Consider the following 16,071-nt stretch of genomic DNA (forward strand, 5'->3'; position numbering starts at 1 on the left):
TCCGTATGAACAACGCGCCGCAAAGGCCGAGCCCGCTGGTGGCCTGGTACGCCGTCGGCGTGCTGATGATCGCCTTCATCTTTTCGTTCCTGGACCGGCTGATCCTCTCGCTTCTGGTTCCGCCCATCATGCGGGACCTGCAAATCGACAACTTCGCCATCGGCCTGCTGGGAGGACTTTATTTCGCGGTCTTTTACGCGCTGATGGGCCTGCCGATCGGGCGGCTGGCGGACCGCAGCAGCCGGCGGCTGATCGTGGCCGCGGGAATATTCCTCTGGAGCCTGATGACGGCCGCCTGCGGACTGGCGCGCAACTTCTGGCACCTGGCGCTGGCGCGGGTTGGCGTGGGCGTCGGAGAAGCCACGCTGTCGCCCTGCGCCTACTCGCTCATCAGCGACTTCTTTCCGAAGGACCGGATCGGCACGGCGCTGGGCGTGTTCCAGTGCGCCGCCTTCATCGGTGCGGGCGTCGCGTTCCTGGTGGGCGCACAGGTCATCGAGCTGGTCGCGGCGATCCCTTTCGAGCGCCTCCCCGCGGGGCTCGCCGACCTGTTGGCGCAGTTCAAGCCCTGGCAGCTTGCGTTCATCATCGTGGGCCTGCCCGGCGTGCTGGTGGCGCTGCTCGCGCTCACGATGCGCGAGCCCCCGCGCCAGGGCCTGATGGAGGGCGTGGAACAGAAAATCCCCTGGCCGGTCGTGATCGAGTTCTTCTCGAAGCGGTGGCGTATGTTCCTGGCGCACTTTTTCGGCTTCGCCATCCTGTCCGCGCCGATCGCCAACCTGCTGCTGTGGGGACCGACGCACCTGATCCGCAACCTCGGGTACACCGCATCCGAGGCCGGCCAGTACCTGGGATGGATTCTCCTGCTCTGCTCGCCGGCGGCGGTGTTTGCCGGCGGCTGGTTCACCGATTTCCTGAGAAGGCGCGGGCGCGTCGACGCCCCGCTGTGGGTGGGCATCATCGCGGCGGCGGCGCTGACTCCGCTGTGCCTTGTCACGACGCAGCTCGACAGCCCGTTCTGGACGATGGTGCTGTTCTGTCCCTACGCGTTCTTCGGATGCTTCGCGGTGGCCAGCGGACCGGCGGCGCTGCAACTGGTGACGCCCAACCAGCTGCGCGCCACGGTCTCGGCGGTCTGGATGCTGGCGCTGAATATCCTGTCGGCAATCGCCGGTCCCACTCTGGTGGGCCTCGTTATCGACAGCGTATTCGGCTACAACGAGGCCGTGGGCAGCTCGATCGCGCTGGTCGGCGCAATCGCTTCGCCCTTAGCCGGCCTCTTCCTGTTTTTCGGCCTCAAGCACTTCCGCGCCGCCGCCCGCGCCGCATAACACCACACTTCGATCCCGCCTCTTTGTGTGCCTCCCTCTTTCGGGAGGCGCCATCCCTGGCTTGGTTTCGCCATCCCTGGCTTCAACACTCCCGCAAGAGGGAGGCACACAAAGGGGCTATCGTGGCAGCATCCTGCGTTAGAGGGAGTAGCTGTCGACCAGCGCGCCTGCGACCGAACGGCCGCCGTCGAGGCGGAGCCAGCAATCGGCGGCCGCGAGAGCGCCGGCCTGGCCGGGGCGTTGGGGGTGCACCAGCTTCAGCGCTCCCGTTTCGCTTTCGCGGCGGGCCAGCAGGAAGTGTGTGTGGCCTTCGCGCAGGTCGCAGGGATGCGCGAGCGGCATGCGCAGGGGTTGTTCGGCATCCATCGCCAGGATTGCGCGAATGCCGGGCCAGACCAGGAAACGCATGCCCGCGGCGGTGGCCAGCGGATTGCCGGGAAGACCGAATACCGGGGTCCCGTCGTCCAGCAGCGCCAACAGGGCCGGCTTGCCGGGCCGCATGGCGACGCCGTGAAAAACGATCCGGGCTCCCAGTTCCCGCAGCGCTCCCCGCAGGACATCGTGCCTCCCCGCCGAAGCGGACCCACTCGAGACCAGGACCCGGGCGCCGGACTCCCGCGCCTGTTGAAATTCCCGCGCCAGTTTTTCGGGATCATCCGCAACATGACGCGCTGTCGTCACGGATATTCCCCGTTCCGCGCACCAGGCGGCAAGCCACGACGCATTGACGTTGGCTATCTCGCCGGGAGCAAGCGCGGCGCCGGGAGGGCGCACTTCGTCGCCCGTCGTCAGCAGGCCCAGCGGAGGCGGCCTGCGCACGTGCAATTCGCCGATTCCGGCGGCGGACAAGAGCGCGACATGCCCGGCGTGAAGGCGCTCGCCGGTGAAATCGAAAGCGGCGCCGGCCGGATACTCCTCGCCTTCAATGCGCAGGTTGCGTCCCTTCTCGACAGGCCCGGAAAAACGCAAAACAGTCGCGCCGCGCCGCTCGACCACCATCGCCTGCTCCAATGGCACGACCGTGTCCAGCGGGGGCGGCGTCAGAGCGCCCGTGGCGACCCGAAAGGCGCACCCGGAGCCGGGTTTACCGGCCTGTGCGTACGCACCGACCTTCAGCTCGCCGGCAACGGGAAGCTCCACCGGGGAATCCCCCGCGGCGCCAACCGTGTCGTCGGCGCATATGGCGAAGCCGTCCATGGCGGCGTTGCTGAACGCCGGCGAGGCGATAGCGCCGATGGCGGGCCGGGACGCCACCGCGCCAAGGGCCTGGCGGGCGGGAACCGGTTCGTCCCGCCACGGCGTACAGGCCGCGGCCACGGCGGCGGATGCCTCGCGATAGGGAATCAATTTCATTCAACAGCCGGAGCAATGGATTTGAGCCTTTTCGTTATACTCCAACTCAAACGCGAAGTCAGCGGGGGTGGCGGCGCCATTTCGCATGAAAGACCGGATCATCGATTTATCGCTTGAACGTCGGCGGTCCACGCTGCTGGCGATGATCGGCATCGTGATTTTCGGGATCGTCGCGCGCGTTTCGATCCCGGTGGAGAGCGAACCCCGCATCGAAATCCCGTTCTACGTGATCACGGTCGTTCACGAGGGCATCTCTCCGGAAGATGCCAGGCGGCTGCTGATCCTGCCGCTGGAAATCGAACTCAAGGCCGTGGAAGGCGTCCGGGAAATCACCGGCACGGGCGCCGAGAACATGGCCATGGTGGGGGTGGAGTTCCAGACGGGAATCGACCTCGACGTAGCGCTGAGCGACGTGCGCGAGGCCGTGAACCGGGCCAAGCCCGAGTTCCCGTCCACGACGGAGGAGCCGATTGTCGAGGAAACCGCGACCACCGACTACCCCGTGCTGCAGATCAACCTGGTAGGCCGGAACACCCCGGAGGAAACGCTCTACGCCGCAGCGCGCCGCCTTCGCGACCGGATCGAAATGGTAGGCCAGGTGCAGCTGGCGGCACTGCAGGGACACCGCGAGGAGTTCATGGAAATCCTCATCCGGCCGGAGCAGCTCGCGACGTACCAGATGTCCGTGGAGGAGCTGTACGGGGCGCTCACGCGCAACAACCGGCTGATTGCGGCGGGCGCGATGGATTCCGCCCAGGGGAGCGTCTCGGTAAAGGTGCCCAGCGTCATCGAATCCACCGACGACCTGCTCGACATTCCGGTGCGCATCGAAGGCGACACGGTCGTGACCCTGAGTGACGTGGCTTCGGTGAGGCGCACGTTCAAGGACCGGGCCAGCTACTCCCATGCCAACGGCGAGCGTTCCATATCTGTGTTCGTCTACCGGCGCTCCGGCGCAAACAGCATCGAAACGGCCACCGCGGTCCGTGAAGTGGCGGACGGTTTCCGCGATCGACTGCCCGTGGGCGTCAACATGTTCTATTCCCAGGACACGTCGCAGTTCGCCGCCAAGCAGATCGTCGAGCTGCAGGGGAACATCGTGACCGCGCTGGTGCTGGTCATGCTCGTGATATTCCCGGCCATGGGCCTGAGGAGCAGCCTGCTGGTGGCCGGCGCCATCCCGGTCTCCTTCCTTTTCGCGCTGATCTTCCTGTGGCTGTTCGGCCACTCGTTCAACTTCATGGTCATGTTCGGCATGCTGCTGGGGCTGGGCATGCTGATCGACGGCGCCATCGTGGTCACCGAGGATGCCGAACGGCGAATCACGGAAGGCGAAACCGAACTCGAGGCATACGGGGCGGCCGCCAAGCGAATGTTCCTGCCCGTGCTGGCCTCCACCGCGACCACTCTGGCGGCCTTCGTGCCGCTGATGTTCTGGCCCGGCGTGGCCGGCGCCTTCATGGGGTACCTTCCCATTACCCTGCTCTGGGTGCTGATCGGAGCGCTGCTCTATGCGTTGATATTCGCTCCGGTCCTAGGCACGACGTTCCGGCGCCGCAGCCGCGGGATTGCCGCGCCGCAGGCGGGCGCGGACAGCATGTGGGAACTGGACTGGGCGCGGCTGGGGCGTTTCGCGAGCGGTTACGGCCGCCTGCTGTCGCTGGCCGTGCGCCGTCCCCTGGCCACCGTCACCATCGTGATCGCGCTGGTCCTGGGCATATTCACGGTGCATGGCTCGCGCGATCTGGGCGTGCTTTTCTTCAACGAGAACGACCCCACCTACGCCCAGGTGTTCGTGCGCGCACGGGGCAACCTGGACGTGGAGGAAGCCTACCGGCTGGTTGCCGAGGTGGAGGCAGCGGTCCTGGAGGTCCCGGGCATCAAGAACCTGAACATGTTCACCACGACCGGCGCGGGCCAGGCCCAGGGGCAGCGGATGCAGTACCAGGGCGGTTCGAGCGCAGACCGCATCGGCGCCATGTTCGTCGAGATGGTCGAGAGCAGCCAGCGCGACACGACCGGCATGGAAGTCCTGGAGGAAGTCCGCCGGCGCACGCAGAGGTTCGGCGGCGTGATCATCGAGGTGCGGCCGTTCGAGAGCCAGATCACCGCCGGCAAACCGATCGCGCTGCAGTTCTCTTCCAACGAGCGTGAGCGTCTTGTTCCCGTGGTCGAAAGGGTGCGCGAGTACATCGTCAACGAGGTCGAGGGACTGAGGGACATCGAGGACACGCTTCCCGTGCCCGGCATCGAATGGCAGCTGGAAGTGGACAGGGCCGTGGCGGGCCTCTACGGCGCCGATGTCTCGACCGTGGGGCTGGCCACGCAACTGGTGACGAACGGCGCCAAGCTGGGCGAGTACCGTCCCGACGACGCGGACGACGCGCTGGACATCAGGATCCGCTACCCGACCGAAGACCGCGGCGTCAACGAACTCGACGACCTGAGGATCGTCACCCGCAACGGGCCGGTCCCATTGTCGAATTTCGTCACGCGGCGCGCGACGCCCCGGCTGGACACTATCCAGCGGGCCGACCAGGAAGACATCCACATGATCCGGGCCGGCGTGGCGCCCGGCGTGCTGCCCGACGCCAAGATCCGCGAGATTCAATCCTGGCTGGACAGCCAGACCTTCGATTCGGAGGTGGACGTCCGCTTCCGCGGCACGACCGAGGAGCAGGAGGAGTCGATCGACTTTCTTTCCAAGGCCTTTTCCTTTGCATTGCTGCTCATGTTCGCGTTGCTGGTCACGCAGTTCAACAACATTTACCAGAGCTTCCTGATCATGCTGGCGATCGTGCTGTCCACGGCCGGGGTGTTTCTGGGGCTTGTCATCACCAACCAGCCGTTCAGCGCGATATTGAGCGGGGTGGGCGTGGTGTCGCTGGCGGGCATTGTCGTGAACAACAACATTGTGCTGATCGACACCTACAACGTGGGGCGCAGGGAATTCCCCGACCGGGACATCGCCGAACTCATCGTGCTGACCGGATTGCAGCGGTTGCGGCCGGTGCTGCTGACCACCGTCACCACCGTGATCGGACTGCTGCCCCTGGCCAGCCACCAATCGGTGGATTTCATCAACCGCAAGTGGGTATCGGGAGGCGAGCTTTCGGGTTACTGGGTGCCTCTAGCCCAGGCCGTGGTGTCCGGACTGACCTTCGCCACGATCCTGACGCTGATCCTGACGCCGGCGCTGCTGGTGCTGCCGAGCCGGCTCAAGGGGATGTTCTCGGGTGTTCTGACCGGACTGCGCAACAGGGCGCCGAAGCCGGTGCGGCTTCGCGGCGGGGACAGTTACGCGAACCGCTCTCCCGGCGTATGATTGACCCGTGTCTTATGGGCAACTGATTCGACTGCGGGGGTAGTTGTGAGATTAGCCGAAGAGTTGGCGCTGGTTCTTCTGAACGAAGACAGCGGCTATTTTGAACCCGTCGGCGCCTGGAACCTGTCCTGCGTGATCGCGGGCTCGGTGCTCGCGGACCTGTCGCTCGAATTCCGTATCGACACCGATACGGAGACGCTGACGCTTCTGGATGCGAAGGAAACAGGCGACCCCTTGCTGGATCCGGTGCTGGAAGAAATCGCCTCGGCGCCCCCTCCGGTGCACAACGCCCAGTACTGGATCGAGAAGACCGCGCAACGATCGGACGACGCGATGGACATCATTCTCGACCGGCTGGTCGAGAAGAACATTCTGGATCACGACTCGGGCGGGTTCTGGTCGCTCAGCCGCCAGGTATCGCGCACCGGAACGTACTCCGCGGACGACGGATCGACGAAGCTGCAGGTCAAGACGCGAGTTCTTCGCGCAATCCTGGACGAAGAGATTCCCGATCCCCGGGATGTGATCCTCATCAGCCTGATTGCCGCATGCGACGCCCTGCCGCTGCTGCTCACCGAAGAAGAGTACGAGGAATCCCGCGAGCGCATCGATCTGCTCTGCAGGATGGACCTGGTGGGACGCGCCATCGGCGCGGCTGTCAGGGAGAGTCAGGGACGCCCGGTACAGCAGCCCGTAGGGCGCACACGGCCGATTCCGGTCGCCAACCTGCTGAAGCTGATTCCGAATCGAAACCTGAGGCGGGGCAATCTTTCAAGGATCCTGACGGATCTGTACAGGGAATACGGTCCGGTCTTCAGGATCAAGAAGCCCTTCTCGGAAAAGGGCGTTGTCGTGCTTGCCGGACCGGACACCAACGCATGGATCAACCGCAACGGCCGGACCTATTTCCGCACGCGAGACCACATGGCCGACTTCGAGCAACTGTACGGTGCGTCGCGGACCTTGCCCGGCATGGACGGCACAGAGCATTACCGCATGAGGAAGTCCCTGCGAGCCGGTTATTCCCGCGCGACGCTGGAGGCCAGGCTGGACGAAGTATATAAATTCTGCCGTGCGTCACTGGAGAAATGGGTCCCGGGCAAACCGATGCCAGGCGCCGCCGCATGCCAGGAGTTGATGAGCGTTCAGGTGTCGCAGCTCATGGTGGGCGTGGACGCGTCGGACCATATCGACGATCTCCTCAGCTACGAACACCGCTCGCTGGTCACGCATGTGCAGAAAGCCTTGCCGAAATTCATGATGCAGACGCCAGGCATGGCCAGGAAGAGGAAGCGCATTTTCGAGATGCTCAACCGGGTATTGAATGCGCACACGCCGGCGCAGCGCAAAGGCAAACCCAAGGACCTGGTCGATCATATTCTGAGCCTGCACGCCAGCGATCCGCAGTATTTCCCGGAGACCGATCTGAGCTTCATGCTGGTCGCGGGTTTCATCGCCAGCATTTACCTCGGCAGCGGGCTGAGCTTTGCCGTGTACGGCATGGCCAGCCATCCCGAAATCTACCGCCGGGTTCAGAAGGAAGCCGAGGCGCTGTTCGCCAACGGCGACCCGGGCAAGGACGATTTCACGAGATCCACAATCGACGTCGCCCACCGGGTGTTCCTGGAGTCCCAGCGACTGTACCCGGTCATTCCGATGCAGCTTCGCACCACGATGAATCACTGCGTGGTGCAGGGCTACAACATACCGAAGGACACGCGCGTGGTGTTCGCGCACACCGCCGCGCACCACCTGGAAGAGACTTTTCCCGATCCCACCAGATTCGATATCGACCGGTACGCGCCGCCCCGGGATGAGCACAAGCGCGCGGGAGCCTACGTGCCGTTCGGGCTGGGGACGCATCATTGCCTGGGGTCGAAATGGGTGGAACTGCAAATGACGATCAACCTGCTCCTCATCGCCTACTATTTCGACATCAGCGTCGTTCCGTCGGACTACGAGATGAGATTCAATCCGTTTCCCACCAGCGCCCCGAACAGCAAGTTTCGATTTACCATTGACAAGAGGCGTCACGACTTCTGACCCGCGGGCCACGGTTTACACGGAATCTGCATAAATGAAAATCAGGGAATCCCTGCGCAAACCATTGTGGGCCGGGCTGGTCCTTGCAGTTTGCGCCGTATGGCTGCTGTCCGGAATCCTGGGAGGCGACGACGACGATGGGCAGGCGTCGGTCGCTTCGCGCGCGGAAGCGCGGGACGAAATCGTCGTGCGGGTACGAACCAGCCGTGCGTCGGAGCAATCCAGGACGCTCACGTTGCGCGGCCGCACGCGAACCCGGCACGCGGTGACGGTGCGCGCCGAAACGTCCGGCCGCGTGGACGACCGGCCGATCGATATCGGCGCGCAGGTGTCGGCAGGCGATGTGCTTTGCCAGGTGGAGGTCAATGATCGCGAACTGCGCGTTCGCGAGGCCGGCGACGCGGTCGAGCTGGCGACGCTGGAGTACGAAGGCATGAAGACCCTGCGCGAACGGGGCCTTCAGCAGGAGATCGCGGTGGCCCGTGCCAAGGCCCAGTTGAGTTCCGCGCGCCGCCAGCTCCTGGCCAGCGAACTGGAACTTGACAATACCGCCGTGGTTGCTCCGTTCGCCGGGTTCGTGGAAGAAACTCATGCGGAGGTGGGCGACTACCTGCAGATGGGCAGCCCCTGCGCCACCATTCTCGATCTCGATCCGATCTACGTGGAGGCCGCCGTCACGGAACAGCAGTATCCGCAACTGGACCTGGGCGCCGAGGTGCGGATCACGATGGCCACCGGCAATACGGCCCGCGGATCGCTTACCTTTATCGGCAAGCAGTCGGCGGACCAGTCACGCACCTATCCCATCGAAGTGACGGTCCCAAACCCGGACTTTTCGATTTCCTCGGGGTTGAGCGCGGAGGTCGAAGTCTCGCTGCATGCCCAGCCGGCGCACAAGGTGGGAATGTCCTACGTGGTTCTGGACGCCAACGGAGAAATGGGCGTGCGGGCGGTTGACGACGATCAGCGGGTTCTCTTCTACCCGATCGACGTGGTCCGGGAAGACCCGGACGGGCTGTGGGTCTCCGGATTGCCGGCCGAAGTCACGTTGATCACGGTGGGCCAGGAATTCGTCAGTCCCGGCCAGCAGGTCAGAGTCCAGCGCGACACCGCAACATAGCCCTCCCGCCGCCGCGCGGCTTCACGCCGGTTTGCGCGCCAGAAAACAGTAAAGCGGCGTGAATATCCCGGTCTTGCCGCCTGCAACATAAGCGTCCGCGGTCCGGTCCATGAGCCGGATCACGGTGTTGGAACCCTTCGGGAAGAGTCCGAAACCCTCCGTGAGCTTCACCATGCCGATCATTGCCTTTCGACCCGCAGGCGTCCTGCGCAGGAGATTCCGGAATGTGCCGGTGTTTCCCTCCATCGGCTGATACCAGGGGGTGTATGGATCTTCCTGCATCGCCCTGTCCATCCCCTCGATCACTTCGAACCCGACCGCCTCCAGTGCCTGATCGACCTCCGCGAAGGTTGCGATCTCATTCAATGCGATCCCGTGCATCAGTTCGCGCCTGATGGCCCGGTGGCGGGAGCTGTTCGAGTCGAACTCTTTCGTCATGCACATTTCCTGCCCCCAGAAAAACGCCCCGGGCTTCAACACGCGGAAGATCTCGGCAAAAGCGCCCTTCTTGTCCGGCGCGTGGCAGGTGGACTCGATCGCGTAGCCCGCGTCGAATGAGTCGGGCTCGAACCTGCTCATGTCCATGAAGCTGCAGTGGGCGTAGTCGGCCATGTGATCAAGACCTGCCTCAACGTTCCTTCGCTTCGCCTTTTCCAGTTGCTGCTCGTTGTTGTTGAGGCAGACCACGCGGGCGCCGGACTCGCGCGCGACCCGGCGCATTGGCCCCCCGACCCCGCAGCCCACGTCGATGACCGTCATTCCCTCCGTCAGCCGGAGCTTGCCGATCATCAGCCGCTGATGCCGAAGGATCGAGTCGTCAAGGCTTTCGCCCGGCCTCAAGGGGGCGAAGTGCAGCGATTCGTTCCACCCGAACTGCATGAACTCGCTGCACAGCGAGTAGTAGTCGTTGACCGTCTCGGCGTGGTCATATTTGCGGTCGTTGGAGCCCCCTTCTTCCCGCCGGTCGAGCCAGCCTTCAAACGATTCGACGCGATTGGCAACGGACCAGCCGCGGTAGGCGCTCTTCAGCGACGTGGACAATTTCGCCAGCATGGCGTGCGGGATTCCCTGGGGGTGGTGTTATGCCGCCGAGAGGGATCAGGCGCCGAACTTGGCGCCGCGCGCGGCATGAATCGGGGCAGGCTTGAGGCTGCGCACACGCGCGCGGCTCTCTTCGGCATCCGGATAGAACTGCTCGCAGTATTTCCGGTAGGTCATGATCTCGCCGTCCGAGCGGCTCAGGATCGGCAGCGGCTGGTAGCGCTTGTTTTCCCAGATGGCGACGTCCTGGCGCACATCGTGCTTGACCCGAGATACGAAGAACCGGGTCAGCCAGTTCGCGGGAAGACAGCGAAGCAGTAATGTCGCCAGCCATTTCTGCCCGGATTCCCAGCGCCGGATCTGCAGGGCGACCACGAGCTTGATGTAGGTGTCGTCAATGGGCGTGGACAGGATCCACTGGCGCAGTTTCAATCCGCTGACGCGCTCATGAAACTCGACGAACGAATAGCCGAAACCCCAGACGTGAGTCGTTGCAACAACGTCGGTCAGAACCGGCACGCCAAGCAGCTTCACGTTGCGCCGGAAAACGAAGCTGTTGCGCAGGCAGGCGCCGTCCACCTGCACGTCTCCGACCTGCTTGACCGCCGCGTAGCCATGCACGTAGCGGAAATGGGCGATGTCCACGGAGTTCTCCGAGGTTTCCTGCGGGTGGCCGCGCAACTGCACGCTTCCGTAATGGAGGCGGTGCCATTCCCTGTCCGGCCACTCGGGGAGCTCCCACTGCGGACCGCGCCCCACCGGGCTCCACCAGGCGAGAATGAGGCCGTTGAGCTCGCGTGTCTCGTAAACATTGAGCCGCGCGGTTCTGGGCGGCGGGGCATCCGGCGTGGCCACGCACCTGCCGGTGGCATCATATTCGAAGCCGTGGAAGGGGCAGACCAGCCGCCCGTTTCTGACGCAGCCGCCGCCGTCCGGCCCCAGGTGCCCGCCCAGATGCGGGCAGTAGGCCTCGGACACGCAAATCTCTCCGTCGTTGTCGCGCCAGGTCACGATCTGCCGGCCCATCCATTCTTTCTGGAGAAGACCGCCTTTGGGCAGGTTCCTGGCGATCTCCACGAGATACCAGCCTTCCGGGTACCTGCCCGGCGGGTAATACCGCTTGTTCGCCAGTTTCATTCAAAGCCCCCGCTTGTTGACCAGCTCACCGTATATTTCAGCTTGTTTGGCCAAGCATACAGGAACATGAGCGGGAAGGAGGGCAAGACGCCTTAACTGCATGCCGTTGGCGGACATGCCGCGCAGGACATGCGCCCGCTTCCCGGTACTGCGAGGGAGGGCGGCGGGACGCCGCGAGGGACACGCCCTCCCTCGGGAGCAGGATCAGAAGCCGTAGGTAAGCGTTACGCCGACCTGGCGACCGCGGGGCAGCGTGATGGCGAAGCCGCGCGGTGTGCTGGACGGATTGCCCAGTTCGCCGGGGACATAGCCGGGGATGCTGGCGTGGGGGCGCAAACCGCCGGAGCGCCGGTCGATGTAGCGCAGGATGTCGAGCGGAGTGTCGTCATCGAACAGGTTCTTGCCCCACAGGGCGATTTCCAGGTTGTCGCGGCGAACACCCAATCGCAAGCCAACCCGGGTGAGCGCACCGGTTTCGATCAGATTGTGGATTTGCGAAAAGCGCGAGCCTTCGTAAACAACGTCACCGGTGAAAAACCAGGCAAAGCCACTCGCCATGACGTCGCCGCTGTAGCGCGCCACCAGGGAGGCCATGTGCTCGGGTATCCGCGGCACTCTCTTGCCGGCCACCGAGCCAAGGCGGTTCAGGTCGCTGCGCGAGCCGTTGGCGCCGTTAAGGTCCGCCTGATCGATATTGACGTATTCCTGAATCTCCGCGTTGGTCCAGGCATAGCCGACATTCACGACCAGTTTGTCGGTCAGCGCCGTCTGAAGATCGACCTCCAGGCCGGCAACGCGGGTCTCGCCCACATTGTCGAGCAGCGACGCGCTGCCCCCGGTGGGCGTCTCGATCACGGTCGTGAACTGCTGGTCGGTCACTTCAGTCAGATAGGCGGCCACATTGAGCGCCGTCCTGCCGTCCATCAGCACCGTCTTGTAGCCCGCTTCGTAGTTCCAGGCCACTTCTTCCTCCACCGCGCGGAAGGATTCATCGGGGTTGCCGTCCACGCCGATCGGTACCTGGGTGTTGAAGTCGCCGGGCTTGGAACCCTTGGCGATATTCAGATACAGATTCGCGTTCTCGTTCGCCTTGTAGCTCAGCGTGAATCTTGGATTGACGGAATCGAACTCGGATTCGAACCGGCCGCGAAGCGGCGTCCCGCCGGGTTCATAAACGGAAAGCGTTATTTCATCGGTGGCGGCGCGCGCCTCCGCCGTGGCGGTCCACTTGTCGCTCAGATCCCATTCGAGGGCAGCGAAAACGGCCGTGTTGGTGACGTCGTCATAGTCGATGGTGGAGTTGGGCGACACTGCCCTGGCCACCAGGCCCCAGCCGTACCGGTCGCTCAGCGCCGCGGCCACGTCGGTCATCACCTTGTCGTCGCGGCTTTCGTGTTGCTCGCCACGATAGTAGTACAGGCCGATGGTGGCCCGGAATTCGCGGTCCGACGGAGACGAAAGCCGGAGCTCCTGGGAGAAGTCGGACTGGTCGTTGCCAAGTATGCGATTGAACTGGCCGCAGAACCCCGCGGCGCAAGCGAACCCTCTGCCCAGGATAGGACGCAGGAAAGGCGGCAGGCCGTTCACGAAGGCAACTCCGAAATCGTAGCCGCCGTAGGTTCCGTCAAGGCCCGTTTCGGACTCGTCGTCGATCAGGCCGGTGAGGCTGGACACTCGCCAATCGTTGGCCAGGTCGTAGTGCATGGTCAGCGAAGCGGTAATCCGATCCATGCGGTTGCCCGCGCCGCTGTCGGAATCAAGCTCCGCGGTATTCAGGGCCACCGGCAGATTGCGCAGGGCTTCGCCAATGTAGTACTCGCGCGCCCTCGGGCCGGTCACGCCGGTAATGTTCGCGCTTCCGGAAGACTCGCCGCGAAAGCAGCAGTTATTGTGCTCGCGGGCTTGCAGGGCAAGGGCCGGGTGGCTGTCGTCCACCTTCTGGTAGGACAGCGCCAACGTGGCCTCGAACCGCTCGTTGGGCGTGAAGTACAGCTTGCCGGATATGTTGGTGGTCTTTTGCTCGTTGACTTCATCCCCGGTGAGCGTGTTGACGTGCTCGCCGCCGTACTGGTCGTAGCCCGCCCCAATCCGGAACCAGGCGGTATCCTCAACCAGAGGGCCGCTGATCCAGCCCTGCACCTCATAGGACTCGTGTTCGCCGCCGCCCACCGTGATTTCGCCTTCCAGCTCTTCCGAAGGCCGCCGGGTGACGTAGTTGATGGCGCCGGCGTAGGTGCCCCGCCCGTATTGCGCGGATTGCGGGCCCTTGATGATTTCGACGCGCTCGATGTTGGCGAAATCGACGGACGAAACCTTGCCGCCCACATAGATGCCGTCCACAAAGGTGGACACCGCCTTCACGTTGGCAATGCCATTGATGATCGTGGTTTGTCCGCGCATGGCCGGCCGGTCCTGGTTGGAGCTGCGCCCGAAACCGGACTGGAACGAGAAGCCCGGGGTGTAGAGCGCGATTTCGTTAACGGATCTGATGCCCAGTTCGCGGATGTCGTTTGCGGTGAAGGCGCTGACCGCGATCGGGATGTCCTGCACGGACTCCTCGCGCTTGCGGGCGGTCACGATGATTTCCTCGAGCATGGCTTCCTGCGTAACCGCAGGACGCGGGGCGACGATCACGCCCGCAGCCAGGACGCAAATTACGGCAAGTCTGAATCTCATTGGATGTCCTCCCTGTCGGTCAACCCGGCCGACAGCTGGTCAATTATGCACAAGTGGGCGGCGATGCAAAACCGGCATTCGGCAATGCAAAATCGGTATTCCCTTCCTGGAGGCGAAGGCGTCTCGCCTTCGCGGAGGACGGGCGCCATTGCCGGGAGGGAAGACGTCCCGTCTTCCCGGAGGGCGGGACGCCCTCTCTCCCAGGGTCAGTCCGGGGGTTCGCCGGGAATGCGGGCGGTGATGCAGGCGCCGCTTCCGGGAGGGCTGGCCACTTCCACCTCGCCGCCGTGCGCCTCGGCGATCAGGCGGCACAGGTAGAGGCCAAGGCCATGGCGCCCGGTTCCCGCGCCGCGGGACGGGTCCGCCCTGTAGAAGGCGCCGGTAACCCGCTCCAGGTGCTCGGGTTCGATTCCGGGACCGTGGTCCTGCACGCGAATGACTGCCGCGCCGTCCTCCATGCGCAGGCTGAGCTCAACCGGCATCCCGTCCCGGGGGTTGTAGCGCAAGGCATTCTCCACCAGGTTGCGGACCAGCATTCTCAGGCGGGCGGCGTTCACGCTCAGGTGTGCCGGAGACGGCGGCACGCTCAGCGACACGCGGTGGCGGTCGTTGGGGAAATCGCCGCGCAGGACTTCGGCCATCAACTTGTTCAGATTGACCCGCGAGCGTGACATCCGCCCGCCCTGCGTGTTCAGGCGTTCGCCCTCCAGCAATTCCGTGATCATGCGTTCCATGCTGGACAGGTCGTACTCCAGGTGCGAGCGCACGTCCTTGTCGTGGATGAACTCCAGCGCCAGCCGGGCGCGGGTCAGCGGCGTGCGCAACTCGTGGCTCATGGCCAGCAGCAACTCGCGCTGGCCGTCGAGCATCCCCTTCACCTGGTCCGCCATGCGGTTGATGCGTTGCGTCAGCCTGCCGAGCTCGTCCTGACGGCGGATCGGGATCCGGTATTCGAGTTGCCCTTCTCCGATCCGGCGCGTGCCCTGCCGGATGTCTTCCAATGGATAGAAAAGCCGCCGCACAGCCAGGTAGCAGCCGACGAAAACCACCGCTATCGTGGGGTAACCAAGGACACGCACGACGGTCATATTCTCCGGATTCCCCTGGGGCGGGAAAATCGAGAAGAGGGCCGCCGTGGCCGCCGTAATGACGAAAAAACTTGCGAAGAAGATCAGGACCAGGCGAACGGGAAGTGAGCGCCAGGCGTTCACCGGCTTGCGCGCCAGCCATTTCAGGGCGCGGAGGAATCGGTTATTCATAGAACGATCGTGGTGTTTGAGGGCGGGACGTCATCGCTCCCGGGATCGCGACTGCTTTCGCCCTGTCCTTTCAGGAAGACGTAGCCCGCGCCGCGTATCGTGCGGATGAAGCGGGGATTGGATGGATCATCGTCCAGTTTCTGGCGCAGCCGGCTGATATTGATGTCCACCGAGCGCGAAAATATGTTCGGTTCGATGCCGCGCAGTTCCGAGAGTATTTCGTCGCGGGTGTAGACGCGTCCGGGCTCGCCGGCAAGCAGTTGCAGCAGGTTGAACTCCATCGCCGTGAGATCGAGCAGGTCGTCGTTCAGGTGCGCCTCGCGGCGATCGAAGTCAAGCCGCAGGGGACCGTGTTCCACCACCCCCGAAATGGTGGACGAACGCTGGACGCGCCGCAGGATGGTCTGGATCCGGGCGACCAGTTCGCGCGGCTCGAACGGCTTGGGCACGTAATCGTCGGCCCCGACCTCCAGACCCACCACACGGTCGGTCACGTCGCCGCGCGCGGTGAGCATGATGATCGGCACGCTGCTGGTCTTGCGGATCTCGCGGCACAACTCGAAGCCGTCGCGCCCCGGCAGCATGACGTCGAGAATCACCAGGTCCGGTTCGAAGGCAGCCATCTTCCTGAGCCCGGTATCGCCTTCCAGCGCGGACTCGAGCTCGAGATCGAAACGACTGAAATAGGCCCGCAGAAGCATGGCGAGCTTTGCGTCGTCGTCGATCAGGAAGATGCGGGATGGCATTGCGTGCAGATTTTATGGGCGGATTCGGCGATTTCGGGGG

Annotated in this window: 10 protein-coding genes; 4 read left to right on the forward strand and 6 right to left on the reverse strand. The window is 64.1% G+C overall.

Going from position 1 to position 16,071, the window contains the following annotated elements:
* Nucleotides 1-5 precede the first annotated feature (5 nt).
* A complete protein-coding gene (locus tag F4036_11220) occupies nucleotides 6-1,331 on the forward strand; it encodes an MFS transporter (GenBank protein ID MYK38309.1) in 1,326 nt (441 codons plus the stop codon).
* A gap of 138 nt (nucleotides 1,332-1,469) precedes the next feature.
* Here F4036_11220 and F4036_11225 read toward each other — a convergent pair whose 3' ends face one another.
* Nucleotides 1,470-2,684, reverse strand: a complete 1,215-nt coding sequence (locus tag F4036_11225; protein ID MYK38310.1) for a molybdopterin molybdotransferase MoeA — start codon at nucleotides 2,682-2,684, stop codon at nucleotides 1,470-1,472.
* Nucleotides 2,685-2,769: 85 nt separating this feature from the next.
* Between F4036_11225 and F4036_11230 the strand changes: the two genes are divergently transcribed.
* Genes F4036_11230 through F4036_11240 form a run of 3 tightly spaced genes read left to right on the forward strand, consistent with a single transcriptional unit; the run spans nucleotide 2,770 to nucleotide 9,172 of the window.
* A complete protein-coding gene (locus F4036_11230; protein MYK38311.1) occupies nucleotides 2,770-6,009 on the forward strand; it encodes an efflux RND transporter permease subunit in 3,240 nt (1,079 codons plus the stop codon).
* Complete coding sequence (locus tag F4036_11235; protein MYK38312.1) at nucleotides 6,010-8,052, forward strand: cytochrome P450; 2,043 nt, start codon at nucleotides 6,010-6,012, stop codon at nucleotides 8,050-8,052.
* Nucleotides 8,053-8,086: 34 nt separating this feature from the next.
* Nucleotides 8,087-9,172: an efflux RND transporter periplasmic adaptor subunit gene (locus F4036_11240; protein MYK38313.1), complete on the forward strand. Its 1,086-nt coding sequence runs from the start codon at nucleotides 8,087-8,089 to the stop codon at nucleotides 9,170-9,172.
* Nucleotides 9,173-9,193: 21 nt separating this feature from the next.
* On the opposite strand, the gene F4036_11245 is transcribed toward F4036_11240, so the two are convergent.
* From F4036_11245 to F4036_11265, 5 genes are all read right to left on the reverse strand, one after another.
* Complete coding sequence (locus F4036_11245; GenBank protein ID MYK38314.1) at nucleotides 9,194-10,225, reverse strand: methyltransferase domain-containing protein; 1,032 nt, start codon at nucleotides 10,223-10,225, stop codon at nucleotides 9,194-9,196.
* 45 nt (nucleotides 10,226-10,270) lie between these two features.
* A complete protein-coding gene (locus F4036_11250) occupies nucleotides 10,271-11,350 on the reverse strand; it encodes a Rieske 2Fe-2S domain-containing protein (GenBank protein ID MYK38315.1) in 1,080 nt (359 codons plus the stop codon).
* Between the two features lie 204 nt (nucleotides 11,351-11,554).
* Nucleotides 11,555-14,026, reverse strand: coding sequence for a TonB-dependent receptor (locus F4036_11255; protein MYK38316.1), 2,472 nt, complete (start codon nucleotides 14,024-14,026; stop codon nucleotides 11,555-11,557).
* Between the two features lie 206 nt (nucleotides 14,027-14,232).
* Nucleotides 14,233-15,285 (reverse strand): HAMP domain-containing histidine kinase, encoded by a 1,053-nt coding sequence (locus F4036_11260; GenBank protein ID MYK38317.1) that lies wholly within the window; start codon nucleotides 15,283-15,285, stop codon nucleotides 14,233-14,235.
* On the reverse strand, nucleotides 15,282-16,031 hold the full coding sequence (locus F4036_11265; protein MYK38318.1) for a response regulator transcription factor: 750 nt from the start codon (nucleotides 16,029-16,031) through the stop codon (nucleotides 15,282-15,284). Before F4036_11265 ends, F4036_11260 begins: the two co-directional genes overlap by 4 nt.
* Between the last annotated feature and the right edge of the window lie 40 nt (nucleotides 16,032-16,071).

Source organism: Gammaproteobacteria bacterium (assembly GCA_009845905.1).
Classification (GTDB): Bacteria; Pseudomonadota; Gammaproteobacteria; order Steroidobacterales; family Foliamicaceae; genus Foliamicus.

Bases quoted from the DNA above. Each gene is read 5' to 3' on its own strand.
- F4036_11220 (MYK38309.1), top strand. From the start codon at position 6: ATGAACAACGCGCCGCAAAGGCCGAGCCCGCTGGTGGCCTGGTACGCC.
- F4036_11225 (MYK38310.1), bottom strand. From the start codon at position 2,684: ATGAAATTGATTCCCTATCGCGAGGCATCCGCCGCCGTGGCCGCGGCC.
- F4036_11230 (MYK38311.1), top strand. From the start codon at position 2,770: ATGAAAGACCGGATCATCGATTTATCGCTTGAACGTCGGCGGTCCACG.
- F4036_11240 (MYK38313.1), top strand. From the start codon at position 8,087: ATGAAAATCAGGGAATCCCTGCGCAAACCATTGTGGGCCGGGCTGGTC.
- F4036_11245 (MYK38314.1), bottom strand. From the start codon at position 10,225: ATGCTGGCGAAATTGTCCACGTCGCTGAAGAGCGCCTACCGCGGCTGG.
- F4036_11250 (MYK38315.1), bottom strand. From the start codon at position 11,350: ATGAAACTGGCGAACAAGCGGTATTACCCGCCGGGCAGGTACCCGGAA.
- F4036_11255 (MYK38316.1), bottom strand. From the start codon at position 14,026: ATGAGATTCAGACTTGCCGTAATTTGCGTCCTGGCTGCGGGCGTGATC.
- F4036_11260 (MYK38317.1), bottom strand. From the start codon at position 15,285: ATGAATAACCGATTCCTCCGCGCCCTGAAATGGCTGGCGCGCAAGCCG.
- F4036_11265 (MYK38318.1), bottom strand. From the start codon at position 16,031: ATGCCATCCCGCATCTTCCTGATCGACGACGACGCAAAGCTCGCCATG.